Origin of the sequence: Kosakonia sp. CFBP8986, from assembly GCF_034044935.1 — a bacterium.
Lineage (GTDB): Bacteria > Pseudomonadota > Gammaproteobacteria > Enterobacterales > Enterobacteriaceae > Kosakonia > Kosakonia cowanii.
In genome coordinates this window covers 505,492-520,179 of sequence record NZ_JAXCXB010000002.1, presented here as the reverse complement: position 1 = coordinate 520,179, position 14,688 = coordinate 505,492, and the positions used below count along the sequence as shown (strand labels likewise).

The window sequence follows — 14,688 nt, the reverse complement described above, 5'->3', positions numbered from 1 at the left end:
GACTACACTACTATTACTTCGCCATTCGATTTAAAGAGATACCTATAACGATGAAAGGACGAGTCACTTTTCGCCGCACCGTTGTCGCGGCACTGGTCATCGCACTGGCTGGTGCGGCCTGGTACTATTTTGCGCACAGCGCCTCAACCACCACGGCAAGCGGACAACAAGCGCCTTCAGGCGGCGGACGTCACGGCATGCGCGGCGCACTGCCGCCGGTGCAGGCGGCCACCGCCACCAGCGAATCCGTTCCGCGCTATCTCTCCGGCCTCGGCACCATCACCGCGGCGAATACCGTTACCGTGCGCAGCCGCGTCTCGGGTCAGCTTAAGGCGATCCATTTCCAGGAGGGGCAACAGGTTAACGCTGGCGATCTGCTGGCGGAGATTGACCCCAGCGAATTCAACGTCGCGCTGGCGCAGGCGCAGGGCCAGCTGGCGAAAGATAAAGCCACCCTTGCCAACGCTCGCCGCGATCTTGCCCGCTACCAGCAGCTGGCGAAAACCAGCCTCGTCTCTCGCCAGGATCTCGATGCCCAGCAGGCGCTGGTCAGCGAATCCGAAGGCACGGTGAAAGCGGATGAAGCCTCCGTCGCCAGCGCCCAGTTGCAGCTGGAGTGGAGCCGCATCACCGCGCCGGTTAGCGGACGCGTCGGCCTGAAGCAGGTCGATGTCGGCAACCAGATAAGCAGCAGCGACACCACCGGTATTGTGGTGCTAACGCAAACCCACCCTATCGATCTCATCTTTACCCTGCCGGAGAGCGACATCGCGACCGTAGTGCAGGCGCAGAAAAGTGCGCAGAAACTGGTGGTGGAAGCCTGGGATCGCACCAATAAGCAGAAGCTCAGCAGCGGTACGTTGTTAAGCCTGGATAACCAGATCGACGCCACCACCGGCACCATCAAGCTGAAAGCGCGTTTCGACAATCAGGACGACGCCCTCTTCCCGAATCAATTTGTTAACGCCCGGATGCTGGTCGCCACCCAGCAGGATGCGGTGGTGATCCCCGCTGCGGCGCTGCAAATGGGTAATGAAGGCAACTTCGTCTGGGTGCTGAACGATAAGAACAAGGTCAGCAAACACACGGTAACGCCAGGCATTCAGGACAGCCAGAAAGTGGTGATTAGCGCCGGGTTATCGGCAGGCGATCGCGTCGTCACAGACGGTATCGACCGCCTGACAGAGGGTGCGCAGGTGGAAGTGGTTGACGCCAGCAACACAGAAACCCTGCCCGCGAAGCGTGAACGTCCGGCGAAAGGAGCACAAGGCTGATGCAGCTGTTACCGCCGGGCCGGACGGGTGGCCCTTCGCGTCTCTTTATTCTGCGTCCGGTCGCCACCACGCTGTTGATGGTGGCGATCCTGCTGGCCGGAATCATCGGCTACCGCTTTCTGCCCGTTTCGGCGCTGCCGGAAGTGGATTATCCAACCATTCAGGTGGTGACGCTCTACCCTGGCGCCAGCCCGGATGTGGTGACTTCTGCCATTACCGCGCCGCTTGAGCGCCAGTTCGGCCAGATGTCGGGCTTAAAGCAGATGTCCTCGCAGAGTTCCGGCGGCGCGTCGGTCGTCACGCTGCAATTCCAGCTGAGCCTGCCGCTGGATGTCGCCGAACAAGAAGTGCAGGCGGCAATGAACGCCGCCAACAGCCTGCTGCCTTCGGACTTACCTAACCCGCCGGTCTACAACAAAGTGAACCCCGCCGACCCGCCAATTATGACACTGGCGGTCACCTCCTCCGCCATGCCGATGACGCGGGTAGAGGATATGGTGGAAACGCGCGTGGCGCAGAAGATCTCCCAGGTCTCCGGCGTCGGGCTGGTGACGCTCTCCGGCGGTCAGCGTCCGGCGGTGCGCGTCAAACTCAACGCGCAGGCGATTGCCGGGCTGGGATTAACCAGTGAAACCGTGCGCACCGCCATCAGTAACGCTAACGTCAACTCGGCGAAGGGTAGCCTTGATGGCCCGACCCGCGCCGTCACCCTCTCGGCCAATGACCAGATGCAGTCCGCCGAGGAGTACCGCAAGCTGATTATCGCTTACCAGAACGGCGCGCCGATCCGCCTCGGCGACATCGCCACCGTTGAACAGGGTGCTGAGAACAGCTGGCTCGGCGCGTGGGCGAACAAACAGCAGGCGATCGTGATGAATGTGCAGCGCCAGCCGGGCGCTAATATTATCGATACCGCCGATAACATCCATGCCCTGCTGCCGCAGCTTACCGAGAGCCTGCCGAAATCCGTCACCGTGAAGGTGCTCTCGGATCGCACCAACAATATCCGCGCCTCGGTAAGCGACACGCAGTTTGAGCTGATGCTGGCGATTGCGCTGGTGGTGATGATTATCTACCTCTTCCTGCGCAATATTCCGGCGACGATTATCCCCGCCGTTGCGGTGCCGCTGTCGCTGATTGGCACCTTTGCGGCGATGGTGTTTCTCGATTTCTCCATCAATAACCTGACGCTAATGGCGCTGACCATCGCCACCGGCTTTGTCGTCGATGATGCGATTGTGGTGATCGAAAACATCTCGCGCTATATCGAGAAGGGTGAAAAACCGCTGAATGCGGCGCTGAAAGGCGCAGGCGAGATCGGCTTTACCATCATCTCGCTCACCTTCTCGCTGATTGCGGTGCTGATCCCGCTGCTGTTTATGGGCGATATCGTCGGGCGGCTGTTCCGCGAGTTTGCTGTCACGCTGGCAATTGCCATCCTTATCTCCGCCGTAGTGTCGCTGACCTTAACGCCGATGATGTGTGCGCGCATGCTGAGCGCGGAATCCCTGCGCAAGCAGAACCGCTTCTCCCGCGCCTCGGAGCGCTTTTTTGAGCGGGTGATTGCCGGTTACGGCCGCCTTCTGAGCCGGGTGCTTAATCACCCGTGGCTGACGCTTGGCGTCGCCCTCGGCACGCTGCTGCTGTCGGTAATGCTGTGGATCTTTATTCCGAAAGGCTTCTTCCCGATCCAGGACAACGGCATCATTCAGGGCACACTGCAGGCGCCGCAATCCGCCTCCTTTGCCAGCATGGCGGAGCGCCAGCGCCAGGTGGCGGATATTATCCTGCGCGATCCGGCCGTTGAGAGCCTCACCGCTTTCGTCGGCGTCGACGGTACTAACCCGTCCCTGAACAGCGCGCGGTTGCAGATCAACCTCAAACCACTTGATGAGCGCGACGATCGCGTCCAGCCGGTGATCGAGCGGTTGCAGCAGGCGGCGGGCAATGTGCCGGGTATGTCGCTCTACCTGCAACCGACGCAGGATCTGACCATTGATACGACCGTCAGCCGCACCCAGTACCAGTTCACCCTGCAGGCAAACTCCCTTGAGGCGCTCAGCACTTGGGTACCGCAGCTGGTGAGTAAACTGCAGGCGATGCCGCAGCTGGCGGATGTCAGCAGCGACTGGCAGGACAAAGGGCTGGTGGCGTATGTCAATGTGGATCGCGACAGCGCCAGCCGCCTCGGTATCAGCATGGCGGATGTTGATAACGCCCTCTACAACGCCTTTGGTCAGCGCCTGATCTCCACCATCTACACTCACGCGAACCAGTACCGGGTGGTGCTGGAGCATGACACTACGCAGACGCCGGGCCTCGCAGGGCTGGATAATATTCGCCTGACCAGCAGCGAAGGCGGCGTGGTGCCGCTGTCGTCGATTGCCAAAATCGAGCAGCGCTATGCACCGTTAAGCATCAACCATCTCGATCAGTTCCCGTCGACCACCATCTCCTTTAACGTTGCCGACGGTTACTCGCTGGGCGATGCGGTTGACGCGGTTCAGGAGAGCGAGAAAACCCTCCACTTCCCGACCGATATCCGCACCGAATTCCAGGGCAGCACGCTGGCGTTCCAGGCGGCGCTCGGCAGCACCATCTGGCTGATTGTTGCGGCGATAGCGGCGATGTATATCGTGCTCGGTGTGCTGTATGAGAGCTTTATCCACCCGATAACCATCCTCTCGACGCTGCCAACGGCGGGCGTCGGCGCGCTGCTGGCGCTGATGATCTCCGGCAGCGAGCTGGATGTGATCGCCATTATCGGCATCATCCTGCTGATCGGCATTGTGAAGAAGAACGCCATCATGATGATCGACTTCGCCCTCGCCGCCGAGCGCGAAGCGGGCATGTCGCCGCGCGATGCCATCTTCCAGGCCTGCCTGCTGCGTTTTCGCCCGATCCTGATGACCACGCTGGCCGCGCTGCTCGGCGCGCTGCCGCTGATGCTCAGCACCGGCGTTGGCGCAGAGCTGCGTCGCCCGCTGGGGATCGGCATGGTCGGCGGCCTGCTGGTGAGCCAGGTGCTGACGCTGTTTACCACGCCGGTGATCTATCTGCTCTTCGACCGCCTGGCACTGGCGGCGAAAAAGCGTTTTCCGCAGCGTGAAGAGGAGGCGTAAGTGAAGTTCTTCGCCCTCTTCATTTACCGCCCGGTGGCGACGATCCTGATTTCGCTCGCCATCACCCTGTGCGGCATTCTCGGCTTCCGGCTGCTGCCGGTCGCCCCGCTACCGCAAGTTGATTTTCCGGTGATCATGGTCAGCGCTTCGCTGCCCGGTGCTTCGCCGGAGACCATGGCCTCGTCGGTCGCTACGCCGCTTGAGCGCTCGCTGGGGCGCATTGCCGGAGTGAGCGAGATGACCTCCTCCAGCTCGCTTGGCAGTACGCGCATTATTCTTGAGTTCAATTTCGACCGCGATATCAACGGCGCGGCGCGCGATGTGCAGGCGGCAATCAACGCCGCGCAGAGCCTGCTGCCGAGCGGCATGCCGAGCCGCCCGACCTATCGCAAAGCGAACCCCTCCGCTGCGCCGATCATGATCCTGACCCTCACCTCAGATACCTACTCTCAGGGTGAGCTGTATGACTTTGCCTCAACGCAGCTGGCGCAAACCCTGTCGCAAATCGACGGTGTCGGCGATGTCGATGTCGGCGGTAGCTCGCTGCCCGCCGTGCGGGTCGATCTCAATCCGCAGGCGCTGTTTAACCAGGGTGTCTCTCTTGATGCGGTGCGTACGGCCATCAGCAATGCCAACGTACGCAAACCGCAGGGCGCGCTGGAGGATGGCACGCACCGCTGGCAGGTGCAGACCAATGATGAGTTAAAAACCGCGGCGGAGTATCAGCCGCTGATTATTCACCATAAAAATGGTGCTGCGGTACGCTTAAGCGATGTCGCCACGGTCACCGACTCGGTGCAGGATGTGCGCAACGCCGGGATGACCAACGCCAAACCGGCGATTTTGCTGATGGTCCGTAAGCTGCCGGAAGCCAATATTATCCAGACGGTGGACAGCATTCGTGCCCGCCTGCCGGAGCTGCAAAAGACCATTCCCGCCGCCATTGATTTGCAAATCGCTCAGGATCGCTCGCCGACCATCCGCGCCTCGCTGGAGGAGGTGGAGCAGACGCTGGTGATCTCCGTCGCGCTGGTGATCCTGGTGGTGTTCCTCTTTCTGCGTTCAGGTCGTGCGACCTTTATCCCGGCGGTGGCCGTGCCGGTGTCGCTGGTTGGCACCTTTGCCGCTATGTATCTGTGCGGTTTTAGCCTCAACAACCTGTCGCTGATGGCGCTGACCATCGCCACTGGCTTTGTGGTCGATGATGCGATTGTGGTGCTGGAGAATATCTCCCGCCATCTCGAAGCGGGGATGAAGCCGTTGCAGGCGGCGCTGCAAGGGACACGGGAAGTGGGCTTTACGGTGCTGTCGATGAGCCTGTCGCTGGTGGCGGTGTTCCTGCCGCTGCTGCTGATGGCCGGGCTGCCGGGGCGGTTGCTACGCGAATTTGCCGTCACGCTCTCAGTGGCGATTGGCATTTCGCTGCTGATCTCACTCACTTTGACGCCAATGATGTGCGGCTGGTTGCTCAAAGCCCATAAGCCGCATAGCCGTACGCGGGAGAGAGGCGTTGGCCGCCTGCTGACCCGCATCCAGCAGCAGTATGCCCGCTCGCTGAAATGGGTGCTTAACCACGCCCGGCTGGTTGGCGTGGTGCTGCTTGGCACCATCGCGCTCAATATCTGGCTCTATATCTCGATTCCGAAAACCTTCTTCCCGGAGCAGGATACCGGCGTGCTGATGGGCGGTATTCAGGCGGATCAGAGCATCTCCTTCCAGGCGATGCGCGGCAAGTTGCAGGACTTTATGCAGATCATCCGCGAGGATCCGGCAGTAGATAACGTTACCGGCTTTACCGGCGGCTCGCGGGTTAATAGCGGGATGATGTTTATCACCCTCAAATCGCGCGACCAGCGCCACGCCACCGCGCAGGAGGTGATTGACCGCCTGCGCAGTAAGCTGGCAAAAGAGCCGGGCGCGAGCCTCTTTTTGATGGCGGTGCAGGATATTCGCGTCGGCGGCCGCCAGGCCAATGCCAGCTACCAGTTTGCGCTGCTGTCAGATTCCTTAAGTGACCTGCGTGAATGGGAGCCGAAGATCCGCAAAGCATTTGCGGCGCTGCCGGAGTTGGCGGATGTCAACTCGGATCAGCAGGATAATGGCGCAGAGATGAACCTGGTCTACGACCGGGAAACCATGACCCGCCTTGGCATCAGCGTGCAGGCGGCGAACAGCCTGCTGAATAACGCTTTTGGCCAGCGGCAGATCTCCACCATCTACCAGCCGCTTAACCAGTACAAAGTGGTGATGGAGGTCGACCCGCGCTACACCCAGGATGTCAGCGCGCTGGATAAGATGTACATCATCAACGATGCGGGCGCGTCGATTCCCCTCTCCTACTTTGCCCACTGGCAACCGGCCAATGCGCCGCTGTCGGTCAACCACCAGGGGTTGTCGGCGGCCTCAACCATTGCCTTTAACCTGCCGGCAGGCGTTTCACTTTCGCAGGCCAGCGAGGCGATTGACCGCACCATGACGCAGCTTGGCGTGCCGAACAGCGTGCGCGGCAGTTTTGCCGGTACCGCGCAGGTGTTCCAGGAGACGATGAACTCACAGGTGATCCTGATCCTTGCCGCCATCGCCACGGTCTATATCGTGCTTGGCATTCTCTATGAGAGCTATGTCCACCCGCTGACCATTCTGTCGACCCTGCCGTCGGCGGGCGTTGGTGCACTGCTGGCGCTGGAGCTGTTTGGCGCGCCGTTTAGCCTGATTGCGCTGATTGGTATTATGCTGCTTATCGGGATTGTGAAGAAAAACGCCATTATGATGGTCGACTTCGCCCTCGAGGCGCAGCGCAAGGGGCAACTGAGCGCCGAAGAGGCGATTTTCCAGGCCTGCCTGCTGCGTTTTCGCCCGATTATGATGACCACCCTGGCGGCGCTGTTTGGTGCCCTGCCGCTGGTGATCTCCAGTGGTGATGGCTCAGAGTTGCGCCAGCCGCTCGGTATTACCATCGTTGGCGGGCTGGTGATGAGCCAGCTGCTGACGCTCTATACCACGCCGGTGGTCTACCTCTTCTTTGATCGTCTGCGCGCGCGGTTTAGTCGCAAAGTGAGAGAGCCCGTAAGTGAATGAATGAGTTACCGAAACAGATCCGCTGGCAGTTATGGATAGTCGCCTTTGGCTTCTTTATGCAGTCGCTGGATACCACCATTGTTAACACTGCCCTCCCCTCAATGGCGGCAAGCCTCGGCGAAAGCCCGCTGCATATGCATATGGTGGTGGTCTCCTATGTGCTGACCGTTGCCGTGATGCTGCCCGCCAGCGGCTGGCTGGCTGACCGGGTTGGCGTGCGCAATATCTTCTGCGTGGCGATTGTGCTCTTTACCGCCGGGTCGCTGTTCTGCGCGCTGGCCGCCACGCTCGATCAGCTGATCCTGGCGCGCGTGCTGCAAGGCTTTGGCGGCGCGATGATGGTGCCGGTCGGGCGCTTAACGGTGATGAAGATCGTGCCGCGCACCCACTATATGGCGGCGATGACCTTTGTGACGCTGCCAGGCCAGGTCGGCCCGCTGCTTGGCCCGGCGCTCGGCGGCATTCTGGTGGAGTACGCCTCCTGGCACTGGATCTTCCTGATTAACCTGCCGGTGGGCATTATTGGCGCGATTGCCACTCTTAGCCTGATGCCGAACTACACCCTGCAAACCCGCCGCTTCGATTTCTCCGGTTTCGTACTGCTGGCGGGCGGCATGGCAACCCTGACGCTGGCACTCGACGGCAGCCGCGGCCTTGGCCTGACGCTCTGGCAACTGGGCGGTCTGGTGGCAATAGGTGCGGCGGCGATCCTCTTTTACCTGCTGCACGCGAGGGGCAATGACCGGGCGCTGTTTAATTTGCGCCTGTTCCGCACCCGCAGCTTTTCGCTGGGGCTGGCGGGGAGTTTCGCCGGGCGGATCGGCAGCGGCATGTTGCCCTTTATGACCCCCGTCTTTTTGCAGATTGGCCTCGGCTTTTCGCCGTTTCACGCCGGGCTGATGATGATCCCGATGGTGCTTGGTAGCATGGGGATGAAGCGGATCGTTGTGCAGGTGGTTAACCGCTTTGGCTATCGCCGCGTACTGGTCGCCTCAACCATTGGCCTCGCGCTGGTGAGCCTGCTGTTTATGGCGACGGCGCTGCTTGGCTGGTATTACCTGCTGCCGGTGGTGCTCTTCTGCCAGGGGATGATTAACTCGATGCGCTTCTCGTCGATGAATACCCTGACGCTGAAGGATCTGCCCGATGAACTGGCAAGCGGCGGCAACAGTATGCTGTCGATGATTATGCAGCTCTCGATGAGTATTGGCGTCAGCGTCGCCGGTCTGCTGCTCGGCCTCTTCGGTCAGCAGCATCTCTCGGCGGACAGCGGCGTGGCGCACGAGGTCTTTCTTTATACCTATCTGACGATGGCGGTGATTATTGCACTGCCGGCGGCCCTTTTTGCCCGCGTGCCCGATGACGCCAGCCAAAATGCGGTGATTGCCCGTCGCAACAGGAGAACATCATGAGGTTCTGGCGGCCGGGGATCACGGCCAAACTCTTTCTCGCCATTCTCACCACCTGCATTCTGCTGCTGTTCGCTACCCACTGGGCGGTGCGCATCAGCTTTGAGCATGACTTTATGAACTACATCAAGCGCGGCAACGATCTGCGCTTGCAGATGCTGACGGATACCCTTGCCGAGCAGTACACCCAGCACGGCGACTGGCAATTTCTGCGCCACAACGACCGGATGATTTTCCAGATCCTGCGCTCCTTTGACCGGGAGAATGAGCATGATGACGGGCGTCCCGGCCCCGGCGGCCCCGATCGCGGGCGCGGCCCTGGTCCGCAAGAGGACGCAGGCCCGCCGGATCGCCCGGATATGCCGCCCCACGGCTGGCGCACCCGCTTCTGGGTGCTGGATCAGCAAAAACGGGTGCTGGTTGGCCCGCACTCGCCGGTGCCGGTGGATGGCACGCAGCGCGAAATCAAAGTGAATAACGCCACCGTCGGCTGGGTGATCGCCTCGCCGGTGAAGAAGCTGACGCGCAACACCGATATCAACTTTGACCGCCAGCAGCGGCGCACCAGTTGGGTGATCGTCGGTCTCGCCACCCTGCTGGCCGCTATTGCCACCTTCCCGCTGGCGCGCGGGCTGCTGGCCCCGGTGAAACGGCTGGTGGACGGTACGCATAAACTCGCCTCGGGCGACTTTTCTACCCGCGTCAAACCGGGCAGCCAGGATGAGATTGGCAGGCTGGCGCAGGACTTTAACCAGCTCGCCAGCACCCTTGAGAAGAACCAGCAGATGCGCCGCGACTTTATGGCCGATATCTCCCATGAACTGCGCACGCCGCTGGCGGTGCTGCGCGGCGAACTGGAGGCGATTCAGGATGGCGTGCGCCAGTTCACCCCCGAGTCGGTCACGTCGTTGCAGGCCGAGGTCGCCACGCTGACCAAGCTGGTGGACGATCTGCATCAGCTCTCTATGTCCGATGAGGGCGCGCTGGCCTATCAGAAAAAATCGGTGGATGCCGTCTCACTGGTGGAGATAGCCGCTGGCGCGTTTCGTGAACGCTTCGTCAGCCGCAATCTGACGCTGTCGCTGGAGTTGCCGGAGAGCGCGACGGTGTTTGGCGATCCCGATCGTCTGATGCAGCTATTTAATAACCTGCTGGAAAACAGCCTGCGCTACACCGACAGCGGCGGGCGAACGCTTATCCAGCTTATCCCGCGCGATAACACCCTGCTACTGCGCTTTGCCGACAGCGGCCCTGGGGTGAGCGACGAGCAGTTGCAGCGCCTGTTTGAGCGCTTCTACCGCACGGAAGGCTCGCGCAACCGCGCCAGCGGTGGCTCCGGGCTGGGGCTGGCAATCTGTCTGAATATTGTGGAGGCGCACGGTGGCGCTATCCATGCGGCGCACTCGCCATTTGGCGGGGTTAGCATTACAGTTGAACTTCCGCTTGAACGCGAAAAATCGAGAGATGTATGACAGAGTTACCCATTGATGAAAACACGCCGCGCATCCTGATCGTCGAAGATGAACCGAAGCTTGGACAACTGCTGATCGACTATCTGCGCGCGGCAAGTTATGCGCCTTCGCTGATTAGCCATGGCGATCAGGTGCTCAGTTACGTGCGCCAGACGCCGCCGGATCTGATCCTGCTCGACTTGATGCTGCCTGGCGTCGATGGCTTGACGCTCTGTCGCGAAATTCGCCGTTTCTCCAATGTGCCGATTGTGATGGTGACCGCCAAGATCGAAGAGATCGACCGCCTGCTGGGGCTGGAGATCGGTGCCGACGATTATATCTGCAAACCCTACAGCCCGCGTGAAGTGGTAGCGCGGGTGAAGACCATTTTGCGCCGCTGCAAACCGCAGCGCGAATTGCAGCAGCTTGACGCCGAAAGCCCGTTGATTGTCGATGAAGGCCGCTTCCAGGCAAGCTGGCACAGCAAGCTGCTCGATTTAACGCCTGCCGAATTCCGCCTGCTGAAAACCCTCTCCAGCGAACCGGGTAAAGTTTTCTCGCGCGAACAATTACTCAATCATCTGTATGATGACTACCGCGTGGTGACCGACCGCACTATCGATAGTCATATCAAAAACCTGCGTCGCAAACTGGAAGCGCTGGACGAGGAGCAATCCTTTATTCGCGCGGTCTACGGCGTGGGCTATCGCTGGGAGGCGGACGCCTGCAAACTGGCGTAACTTTTTTATAAGGATGGGATGGTGAGGAAATATACCTACGGCGCGCTGGCGCTGATGTTCGCGGCCTTCGGTTGCCAGGCAGAGATTACCGAAGCGCAAATTAAGGCTGACTGCGCCAAAATCAGCAGCTACGCAAAACAGGGCGAGACCTTCTACAGCGCGAAAAACTATCCGAAAGCGCGGGAGGCCTTTGAGCAGCAGGCGGCGTGGCTTGAGCAGTGCGAGTTTGGCAAGAATGATCCCAATGATGTGCTGATCGCTACCGCCTACAATAACGTCGCGCTGACCTGGATCCGCCAGGGCGAGTATCGCAAAGCGCAGGCGTGGCTGACCATCATGCCAGATGACGAGAAGTCGAAATATAACCTGTCGCGCATTCAGGACAAGCTGGACGCGCTGCCCAAGCCGACCTCCCCTGCCGGTGAATACTGGCAATACTCCGGTCGCAGTGGTTTCCAGACCCTCAAACTGACATCGCAGGGCAACGACACCTATAAAGCTGACTGGGAAGGTGCCTACTACGGTCTGATGGGGCTCTACTCCGGGCCGAATATCGGCGAGTTCAGTGAAAAAGTGACGCTGAAAGAGGGTAAAGGCGATATCGTCATTTCGGATTTAGGCACCACCTGTAAGATTTCGCTGGCGCTTTCGCCGGATGGTAAAAGTCTCGCCATGAAAACCGACAACATCGACAACTGCGCTTTTGGTCATAACGTTAGCGCCGACGGCACCTATCTGCGCGTCAACTGAGACGCCGGTTTACTCCCCCGGCGCGCAGCGCTACAATTCCCGCCCTAAATTCAGGGGAACTCCCCTGCCGCCCCATGAGAATGGGGCGATCTGACCTGTCATCAGAATGAGATCATCATGTTTAAACCGGAACTTCTCTCCCCGGCGGGAACGCTGAAAAATATGCGTTACGCTTTCGCTTACGGCGCGGACGCCGTTTACGCAGGCCAGCCACGCTACTCGCTGCGCGTACGTAATAACGAATTCAATCACGAAAATCTGCAGATCGGCATTAACGAAGCCCACGCGCTGGGTAAGCAGTTCTACGTGGTGGTGAATATCGCGCCGCATAACGCCAAGCTGAAAACTTTTATCCGCGATCTGCAACCGGTGGTAGAGATGGGGCCGGATGCGCTGATTATGTCCGATCCGGGGCTTATCATGATGGTCCGTGAACAATTCCCGCAGATGCCGATCCACCTCTCGGTGCAGGCGAATGCCGTCAACTGGGCGACGGTGAAGTTCTGGCAACAGATGGGGCTGACGCGCGTGATCCTCTCCCGCGAGCTGTCGCTGGAAGAGATTGCCGAAATCCGCGCCCAGGTGCCGGAGATGGAGCTGGAGATCTTTGTCCACGGCGCGCTGTGCATGGCCTACTCCGGCCGCTGCCTGCTGTCGGGCTATATCAATAAACGCGATCCGAACCAGGGCACCTGCACCAACGCCTGCCGCTGGGAGTATAACGTCCAGGAAGGGAAAGAGGACGCGGTCGGTAATATCGTGCACGTTCACGAGCCAATCCCGGTACAGAACGTTGAGCCGACTCTCGGCGTTGGCGCGCCGACCGATAAGGTATTTATGATTGAGGAGGCGCAGCGGCCGGGCGAGTACATGACCGCCTTTGAAGATGAGCACGGCACCTACATCATGAACTCCAAAGATCTGCGCGCGATTGCCCACGTTGAACGTCTGACGCAGATGGGCGTGCACTCGCTGAAAATCGAAGGCCGCACCAAATCCTTCTACTACTGCGCGCGCACCGCGCAGGTCTACCGCAAAGCGATTGACGATGCCGCAGCGGGTAAACCGTTCGACACCTCACTGCTGGAGACGCTGGAAGGGCTGGCGCACCGCGGCTATACCGAAGGCTTCCTGCGTCGTCATACTCATGATGATTACCAGAATTACGACTACGGCTACTCGCTCTCTGAGCGCCAGCAGTTTGTCGGCGAATTTACCGGCGAGCGCAAAGGCGATCTCGCGGCGGTGCGGGTGAAAAATAAGTTCTCCGTTGGCGACAGCCTCGAATTGATGACGCCGCAGGGCAACGTCAACTTTACGCTGGAGCAGATGGAGAGCGGCAAAGGCGAAGCGATGTCTGTGGCACCAGGAGATGGTTATACCGTATGGCTGCCGGTTCCCCAGGATATGCCTCTGGAGTACGCGCTTTTGATGCGTAATTTCACTGGTCAGACAACCAGAAACCCGCACGGAAAGTAATTTAGCAGGGTTATTCTTACGGTGCGAAGATTCTTAGAATCGGATCACACACCGCCACGTTTAATGCGGTTATTATGCACTCCGCTGAAAAAAACATAACCCATAAATGCTGGCTGTACCAGGAACCACCTCCTTAGCCTGCGTAATCTCCCTTACGCAGGCTTATTTTTTTCTCCCTTTATCTGCTTTTTCCACGCCTTCGCTTTTCCTGAGATACACTTTCGTCATGGATTTTTTGTCAGGACGAAGAGAATGAGTACATTTCCCACAAGCTTATTGATCCTTAACGGCAAAAGCGCCGGTGACGAGCCGCTGCGCGAAGCGATAAATTTGCTGCGCGATGAGGGTATGGATATTCAGGTGCGCGTCACCTGGGAAAAAGGCGATGCCGCACGCTATGTTGCAGAAGCACAGCAGCTTGGCGTCGCGACGGTGATTGCTGGCGGCGGTGATGGCACCATCAATGAAGTGGCTACCGCGCTGGTAAATTGTCCGGGAGAGCATAAACCGGTGCTGGGTATTCTGCCCCTTGGCACCGCCAATGATTTCGCCACCAGTACCGCCATCCCGGAAGCGCTGGATAAAGCCTTGCAACTGGCGATTGTCGGTAAAGCGGTACCGATCGATATTGCGAAAGTGAACAACGAGACCTGCTTTATCAATATGGCGACGGGCGGTTTCGGTACGCGCATCACCAGCGAAACGCCGGAAAAACTGAAAGCCGCGCTCGGCGGCGTCTCCTATCTGATTCACGGCCTGATGCGTATGGATATGCTGAAATCTGACCATTGCGTGATTCGCGGCGAGGATTTCCACTGGGAGGGTGACGCGCTGGTGATCGGCATTGGCAATGGTCGCCAGGCTGGCGGCGGTCAGCAGCTCTGCCCGGAAGCGCTGATTAATGATGGTCAGTTGCAGCTGCGGATTTTTACCGGCGAAGAGATTATCCCCGCCCTCTTCACTACGCTGACGCAGCAGGAGGAGGATAATCCGCATATTATCGACGGTCACTCGGCGTGGTTTGAGATCAGCGCGCCCCATGAAATGACCTTTAACCTCGACGGCGAACCGCTGCGCGGTGAGCATTTCCGCATGGAAGTGCTGCCTAACGCATTGCAGTGCCGCCTGCCACCGGATTGCCCGTTGCTGCGATAGCATCTCGTAGGCCGCATAAGCGTTTACGCGCCATCCGGCAATGGGGCTGGATTGGTGGAATGGTTCCGTTCACCATGCGTTCGGGAGTTTCATTCATCTCTTATGCGGTGAACGGGACAAGGGAAGCGGCCGCGCTCCCCTTGTCAATCCCCGCGGCCCCGCGAGGAAATCGGTGCTACGCACTGCGCTCACCTCCCGCGTGCCTGACTGCGGCCGGCTCGACTCGACAT

Annotated in this window: 9 protein-coding genes; all 9 read left to right on the top strand. The window is 59.6% G+C overall.

The window, feature by feature from the left end:
- The first annotated feature begins 50 nt into the window (after positions 1 to 50).
- The 9 genes from SOM48_RS06070 (at position 51) to yegS (ending at position 14,458) form a co-directional block, all read left to right on the top strand.
- On the top strand, positions 51 to 1,274 hold the full coding sequence (locus SOM48_RS06070; protein WP_320511608.1) for an MdtA/MuxA family multidrug efflux RND transporter periplasmic adaptor subunit: 1,224 nt from the start codon (positions 51 to 53) through the stop codon (positions 1,272 to 1,274).
- On the top strand, positions 1,274 to 4,396 hold the full coding sequence (locus SOM48_RS06065) for an MdtB/MuxB family multidrug efflux RND transporter permease subunit (protein ID WP_320511607.1): 3,123 nt from the start codon (positions 1,274 to 1,276) through the stop codon (positions 4,394 to 4,396). Before SOM48_RS06070 ends, SOM48_RS06065 begins: the two co-directional genes overlap by 1 nt.
- Positions 4,397 to 7,474, top strand: a complete 3,078-nt coding sequence (mdtC, locus tag SOM48_RS06060; RefSeq protein ID WP_076770138.1) for a multidrug efflux RND transporter permease subunit MdtC — start codon at positions 4,397 to 4,399, stop codon at positions 7,472 to 7,474.
- On the top strand, positions 7,471 to 8,886 hold the full coding sequence (gene mdtD / locus SOM48_RS06055; RefSeq protein WP_305208092.1) for an MFS transporter: 1,416 nt from the start codon (positions 7,471 to 7,473) through the stop codon (positions 8,884 to 8,886). The genes mdtC and mdtD overlap by 4 nt, the downstream gene beginning before the upstream one ends.
- Complete coding sequence (gene baeS, locus SOM48_RS06050; protein ID WP_312479909.1) at positions 8,883 to 10,355, top strand: envelope stress sensor histidine kinase BaeS; 1,473 nt, start codon at positions 8,883 to 8,885, stop codon at positions 10,353 to 10,355. Before mdtD ends, baeS begins: the two co-directional genes overlap by 4 nt.
- A complete protein-coding gene (baeR, locus tag SOM48_RS06045; protein ID WP_054804665.1) occupies positions 10,352 to 11,074 on the top strand; it encodes an envelope stress response regulator BaeR in 723 nt (240 codons plus the stop codon). The genes baeS and baeR overlap by 4 nt, the downstream gene beginning before the upstream one ends.
- An 18-nt stretch (positions 11,075 to 11,092) precedes the next feature.
- The gene (locus SOM48_RS06040) at positions 11,093 to 11,824 is read left to right on the top strand and encodes a tetratricopeptide repeat protein (protein WP_023479124.1); all 732 of its coding nucleotides are present in this window, start codon (positions 11,093 to 11,095) and stop codon (positions 11,822 to 11,824) included.
- A gap of 117 nt (positions 11,825 to 11,941) precedes the next feature.
- Positions 11,942 to 13,303, top strand: a complete 1,362-nt coding sequence (gene trhP / locus SOM48_RS06035; protein WP_320511605.1) for a prephenate-dependent tRNA uridine(34) hydroxylase TrhP — start codon at positions 11,942 to 11,944, stop codon at positions 13,301 to 13,303.
- Positions 13,304 to 13,555: 252 nt separating this feature from the next.
- The gene (yegS, locus tag SOM48_RS06030; RefSeq protein WP_128482608.1) at positions 13,556 to 14,458 is read left to right on the top strand and encodes a lipid kinase YegS; all 903 of its coding nucleotides are present in this window, start codon (positions 13,556 to 13,558) and stop codon (positions 14,456 to 14,458) included.
- Positions 14,459 to 14,688 lie beyond the last annotated feature (230 nt).

Bases quoted from the DNA above. Each gene is read 5' to 3' on its own strand.
- SOM48_RS06070 (WP_320511608.1), top strand. From the start codon at position 51: ATGAAAGGACGAGTCACTTTTCGCCGCACCGTTGTCGCGGCACTGGTC.
- SOM48_RS06065 (WP_320511607.1), top strand. From the start codon at position 1,274: ATGCAGCTGTTACCGCCGGGCCGGACGGGTGGCCCTTCGCGTCTCTTT.
- mdtD (WP_305208092.1), top strand. From the start codon at position 7,471: ATGAATGAGTTACCGAAACAGATCCGCTGGCAGTTATGGATAGTCGCC.
- baeS (WP_312479909.1), top strand. From the start codon at position 8,883: ATGAGGTTCTGGCGGCCGGGGATCACGGCCAAACTCTTTCTCGCCATT.
- baeR (WP_054804665.1), top strand. From the start codon at position 10,352: ATGACAGAGTTACCCATTGATGAAAACACGCCGCGCATCCTGATCGTC.
- SOM48_RS06040 (WP_023479124.1), top strand. From the start codon at position 11,093: ATGGTGAGGAAATATACCTACGGCGCGCTGGCGCTGATGTTCGCGGCC.
- trhP (WP_320511605.1), top strand. From the start codon at position 11,942: ATGTTTAAACCGGAACTTCTCTCCCCGGCGGGAACGCTGAAAAATATG.
- yegS (WP_128482608.1), top strand. From the start codon at position 13,556: ATGAGTACATTTCCCACAAGCTTATTGATCCTTAACGGCAAAAGCGCC.